At 25.6% G+C, this 4,028-nt stretch carries 6 protein-coding genes; 3 read left to right on the plus strand and 3 right to left on the minus strand.

Features of this window, described 5'->3' with window-relative positions:
• Positions 1–199, minus strand: a 199-nt coding sequence (locus T390_RS03920) for a hypothetical protein (RefSeq protein ID WP_036436295.1), incomplete at its 3' end; no start/stop codon positions are given.
• Positions 200–543: 344 nt separating this feature from the next.
• Here T390_RS03920 and T390_RS0103455 point away from each other — a divergent pair.
• Genes T390_RS0103455 through T390_RS0103465 form a run of 3 tightly spaced genes read left to right on the plus strand, consistent with a single transcriptional unit; the run spans position 544 to position 1,965 of the window.
• Positions 544–906 (plus strand): PTS sugar transporter subunit IIA, encoded by a 363-nt coding sequence (locus tag T390_RS0103455; protein WP_027335089.1) that lies wholly within the window; start codon positions 544–546, stop codon positions 904–906.
• Between the two features lie 31 nt (positions 907–937).
• Entirely contained in the window at positions 938–1,351 is a 414-nt protein-coding gene (locus T390_RS0103460) for a hypothetical protein (protein WP_027335090.1), read from the plus strand.
• Entirely contained in the window at positions 1,342–1,965 is a 624-nt protein-coding gene (locus tag T390_RS0103465; protein WP_027335091.1) for a nucleotidyl transferase AbiEii/AbiGii toxin family protein, read from the plus strand. Before T390_RS0103460 ends, T390_RS0103465 begins: the two co-directional genes overlap by 10 nt.
• Positions 1,966–2,057: 92 nt before the next feature.
• Here T390_RS0103465 and T390_RS04010 read toward each other — a convergent pair whose 3' ends face one another.
• Positions 2,058–2,621, minus strand: coding sequence for an NAD(P)H-dependent oxidoreductase (locus T390_RS04010; RefSeq protein ID WP_051590872.1), 564 nt, complete (start codon positions 2,619–2,621; stop codon positions 2,058–2,060).
• 47 nt (positions 2,622–2,668) lie between these two features.
• Positions 2,669–3,856, minus strand: a complete 1,188-nt coding sequence (locus T390_RS0103475; RefSeq protein WP_027335092.1) for a phosphoglycerate kinase — start codon at positions 3,854–3,856, stop codon at positions 2,669–2,671.
• Positions 3,857–4,028: the final 172 nt, after the last annotated feature.

Genomic DNA, 4,028 nt, shown 5'->3' on the forward strand with positions numbered 1-4,028 from the left:
GTGCTTTAGTTATAGAAATATGATTAAAATGAACCTTTAATCTGTTCCTATAAAATATTTGATTTGCGTATTCTAAGTCTTTTTCAGAATCATTAATGTAAACGTGAATGTGTTTAGATCTATATTTTATTTGGCTATTGTATGAGTGTTTTACTGTTGTTTCGATACAGTAAACATTGTTTAAACTTTTAAATTTCATTATAATTATATTGCCCTTTCTATTTGGTTTTTATATTTATATTTTAGGGCAAAAATTATAAAAGTGGGGTTCAATTTTGGAACCTCACTTTTATAATGAATAATTAAGTGTATTATATTATTCTTAATAAATTAATTAATCAAGCTAAAAATATAGATTATAAAATTTTATGTAAAAACAAATTTTGACTAAAAAGCGTTAAAAACGGTCATTTTAGGCGAAACTTATATTACGTAAAAAGAGTTGAATATTTTGCTAAATATAAAAATAAAATTTATGCAAAATTTCTTTAATCATATTTTTGTTTAAAATTATATTTTATACTTTTTATATATAATTTTTATATGACTAAAAAAGATAAATTTTTAATTGTTATTTTAACAATATTTACAATAGGATTCTGCTGAATATACTGACAGAATAAAAACAAAAAAATAAAAGATGCCAAAAAAGGAAACATTCAAAAATTAGATACTAATATGAATGTTGCCGAATTAATTAATTTACTAGGTACAAAATCAAATATTAAGGAAGTATCAGCTTCTGTATCAGGTGTTAAAATAGAATTTTTTGACAAAAATAAGGTAGATTTTGAATCAATTAAAAAACTTAAATATGTTTCAGGTTTAATGATTTCAACAAACAAAACCACGCTTATTGTTGGAGAATATGCTAAAAAATTAGCCCAAGAAATTAACTCAATATAATATTATAAAATGTTTAAATCAGGAGGTGTTTATGGAAATTTACCAAAAACTAATTCCTCAAACAGATAAGAAAAATTATCTTTCTGGATGACAATCGTTAAATCTTTCATTTGATGATGAAAATAATTGTGCCGATTGACATTTTACTAATGCATTTTATTCAACTAAACCTACAGATATCTTAGAAACATTTACCTATAATAATAAAATTGGCTATAAAGGAATTTTAAAAAGAAAAATAAAAATTTTTTCAAACGAACAATGACACTATATCGCATCATACCCTAGAGCAGTTTTTGACTTATGACATAAATTTATCAAAACTAATCAATTTGATATGTTAAATGATTTTAATTTTTCTAAAAAGCAAGTTAATGTATTAAAAAGTTATCTAGAACAATGCAGTTGTTCTAAGTGTAAAGAATATTTATCATTATGGATATAACAAAAGAACAATATAATCACTTGCAAATTATTAAAGATATATTAAAGCATATACCAAATAATTATATTTTAAAAGGTGGAACTGCTTTAGTGCTTGATTATGATTTGGATAGATTTAGCGAAGATATAGATTTGGATTATATTATTCAAAATCATAAGTGTGAAAATTTGAAAAATGCTTTAATAAATTACTGTAAAAAGAAAAACTATAGTTGAAACATCAAATTTGATACTAACACAAAGTTTAAAATTTACATTCTGTATAGCGAAATAAATAAACCTATAAAAATTGAAACATCTGCAAGAGATTTAGTAGTTGCAGGGAGCTACCACTATTCTGATGGTTATTATGTGTATAACCTTGTTCCACTCGCAAGGAAAAAGTTAATAGCGTTCTTAGGTAGGTCTAAGTTTAGAGATATTTATGATATTCTATTCCTTATCAAAAAAGGTGTTTATAATAAAAATGAGATTAGTCAAATAAAAGAACATTTTTACAATAATCTAGATTTAGATACTTTATTTGAAATATATCAAACAGATAACATTTTAAAAGATCAATTAGACTTTGAATCATTTTGTTTAGAATTTGAAAATAATATTAAAAAAGTTTAAAATGATTTAGAAATATAAACTTTATTAAAAATATCTACCCTGATATTTTTTATTTAACACAGTTTTATAGCACTAAACAAAAAACGCAATTATTATTGCGTTATTTTTGAAATAAAGTTATTTAATTCAACATCTTTTTGTTCTTTATTAGTTTTATACACCAAACCCATTCTGCAAGCATATTTCAATTTCATACCGGTAAAATCACATAAAGCACCCTTGATGATTTGAAAATCAGAATCATTTATAGATTTATAAATGCCTTCTGTTGATTCTCCTGATGTTGAAATAATAGAAAGATTTTTATTTTCTAATAATTTAATTGTTTTGTTATTTTTATAATCTTCTATATAAGCGAATCCAGGTAATAAGGTTTTATCAAAAAAACCTTTTAATTTAGCGGGCATATAACCTCATCATAATGGATAATTTATAACGATTTCATCAGCTCACATAATATCTTGTTGTGCTTGGTTAATAATTGAATCAATATTTTTATTATTTTGCTCTAAAACAGGATCAAACACCAAATTATTTATATTAATTAATTTAGTTTCAAATCCTTTTAAATTTAACTCTGATTGTATCTTTTTTCCAATATATTCATTCAATGAATCATTTTTTGTTGATCCTGAAATTATTAAGAATTTTTTCATAATATCCTTTTAAAAAATGCCCAATTATGGGCATTTATATTATTGTTTTATTTTTCTTGAATAGCAACTACACCAGGTAATTCTAAACCTTGTAATAATTCTAACGAAGCACCACCACCTGTTGAAACGTGTGAGAATTTAGATTCCATACCTAATTTTTCAACAGCAGCAACACTATCACCACCGCCAACAATTGAATATGTATCTGGTCCAAGGTTTGCGATAGCTTTAGCAATAGCTAATGTACCAGCTGAATAGTTTTCAAATTCTGCAACTCCCATAGGCCCGTTTCATACAACTGTTTTAGCACCTAATAAAGCATTTGAGAAGTTTCTGATTGTTTTAGGGCCAATGTCTAATCCCATCATATCTTTAGGAATGTCTAAACCTGAGTAAGTTGGTTCAACGTCAGCAAATTCTGTTGCACAAGCGTTATCTACAGGTAATAAAACTTTATTGCCATATTTGTCTAGAAATTCGCTTGCAAATGCTAAATAATCATCTTCAACTAATGAAGTACCTACTTCATAACCTTTAGCTTTTTTAAATGTGTAAGCCATAGCTCCACCAATAAGCATTTTATCCACTAAAGTAATTAAGTTTTCTAAAACTTTAATTTTGTCGCTAACTTTAGCACCACCAATAATAGCTACATATGGATGAGCTGGATTATCAATAGCTTTTGTTAATGATTCAACTTCTTTTTGCATTAAATATCCAATTGCTGATTCAGCGATATTACTTGCAATTCCAACGTTTGAAGCGTGAGCTCTGTGAGCTGTACCAAAAGCGTCATTAATAAATACATCACCTAATCCCGCTCAGTATTGACCTAAAGCTGGATTATTTTTACTTTCTGATTTATCGTTTAAATCTTCATAACGTGTATTTTGCATCAAAATAACGTCTTGTTCTTTCATTTCTTCAATTGCTGTTTCTAATTCTTTACCTCTAGTAGCGTCAACGAATTTAACTGGTCTTTTTAGTAATCTAGCTAATTCAATTGAAACTGGGAATAAGTCATTTTTAGCTAAGTCAGCTTCTTCTTTAACTCTACCTAAGTGAGATAATAAAATTACTTTTCCGTGTTCATTAATAACTTTTTGAATAGTTGGTAAAACATCAACGATACGTTTGTTTGATGTAATAACACCATTTTTAAGTGGAACATTAAAATCTACTCTGATTAAAACTTTTTTGCCTTTTAAGTTTAAATCATCAATTGTTTTTTTCATATAACACCTCCTGCGTTTAATTATTATGTGTATATTATAAATTAATATCTTATATTTACCTATAAAACGGCTGTATATATTCGCAATTTATTAATTTTTCCTAATTTTGAAAATTTTTTCATAAGAGTATAATAACGTTAGATAGCGATATATATATATATATATATATATA

This window comes from Mycoplasmopsis felifaucium ATCC 43428, from assembly GCF_000687775.1.
In the GTDB taxonomy this organism is placed as follows: Bacteria; Bacillota_I; Bacilli_A; order Mycoplasmatales; family Metamycoplasmataceae; genus Mycoplasmopsis; species Mycoplasmopsis felifaucium.